The following is a 1,647-nucleotide window of genomic DNA, read 5'->3' on the forward strand; positions in this document are numbered from 1 at the left end:
GGCTAGCACTGATTGAAGCGGATACGCTGGTGCTTGCTGAGTCGCTTGCACTAAGTGACGCACTTAGACTGGTACTCAAACTTGTGCTTGATGAATCTGAGGCACTAATTGAGGCACTGAGGCTTGTACTCAAGCTGGTGCTTGATGAATCTGAGGCACTGAGTGAGGCACTGAGACTTGTGCTCAGGCTCGTGCTTGATGAATCTGAAGCGCTAATTGAGGCACTGAGGCTTGTACTCAAGCTGGTGCTTGATGAATCTGAAGCGCTAATTGAGGCACTGAGGCTGGTGCTCAGACTAGTACTTGTTGAATCTGAGGCACTGATTGAGGCACTTAGACTTGTGCTCAAGCTGGTGCTTGATGAATCTGAGGCACTGAGTGATGCACTTAGACTTGTACTCAAGCTGGTGCTTGCTGAATCTGAGGCACTGAGTGATGCACTGAGACTTGTGCTCAAACTTGTGCTTGTTGAATCTGAGGCACTGAGTGATGCACTGAGACTTGTGCTCAAACTTGTACTTACTGAATCTGAGGCACTGAGTGAAGCACTGAGGCTGGTGCTCAATGATGCTGAGTCGCTTGCACTAAGTGAGGCACTGAGACTGGTACTCAAACTTGTACTTGTTGACTCTGAGGCACTGTGTGATGCACTTAGACTGGTACTCAAGCTGGTGCTTGATGAATCAGAAGCGCTAATTGAGGCACTGAGGCTTGTACTCAAGCTGGTGCTTGATGAATCAGAAGCGCTAATTGAGGCACTGAGGCTTGTGCTCAAGCTTGCACTTGATGACTCTGATACACTAATTGAGGCACTGAGACTTGTGCTCAAGCTTGCACTTGATGACTCTGATGCACTAATTGAGGCACTGAGACTGGTACTCAAACTTGTACTTGTTGACTCTGAGGCACTAATTGAAGCACTGAGGCTTGTACTCAAGCTGGTGCTTGATGAATCTGAGGCGCTAATTGAGGCACTGAGGCTCGTGCTCAAACTTGTACTTGCTGAGTCGCTTGCACTAATTGAGGCACTGAGGCTCGTGCTCAAACTTGTACTTGCTGAGTCGCTTGCACTAAGTGACGCACTGAGGCTTGTACTCAAGCTGGTGCTTGCTGAGTCGCTTGCACTAAGTGACGCACTGAGGCTTGTACTCAAACTTGTACTTGCTGAGTCGCTTGCACTAATTGAGGCACTGAGGCTTGTACTCAAGCTGGTGCTTGTTGACTCTGACGCGCTGAGTGAGGCACTGAGGCTCGTGCTCAAGCTGGTACTTGTTGACTCTGAGGCACTGATTGAGGCACTGAGGCTTGTGCTCAAACTTGTACTTGCTGAGTCTGACGCGCTAAGTGAGGCACTGAGGCTTGTGCTCAAACTTGTACTTGATGAGTCTGACGCGCTGAGTGAGGCACTGAGGCTTGTGCTCAAGCTGGTGCTTGCTGAATCTGACGCACTGATTGATGCACTTAGACTAGTACTCAAGCTGGTACTTGCTGAGTCGCTTGCACTGATTGATGCACTGAGGATCGTGCTCAAGCTTGTGCTTGCTGAGTCTGACGCGCTAAGTGAGGCACTGAGGCTGGTGCTCAAACTTGTGCTTGCTGAATCTGACGCACTAATTGACGCACTGAGGCTTGTACTCAAGCTGGTGC

The 1,647-nt window shown here is 49.5% G+C and carries 1 protein-coding gene; it reads left to right on the plus strand.

The window, feature by feature from the left end; translation table 11 throughout:
• A partial coding sequence (locus O3644_RS10005) for a hypothetical protein (protein ID WP_371595636.1) occupies positions 1–1,647 on the plus strand: 1,647 nt, incomplete at both ends.

Source organism: Streptococcus sp. 27098_8_113 (genome assembly GCF_041432545.1).
Classification (GTDB): domain Bacteria; phylum Bacillota; class Bacilli; order Lactobacillales; family Streptococcaceae; genus Streptococcus.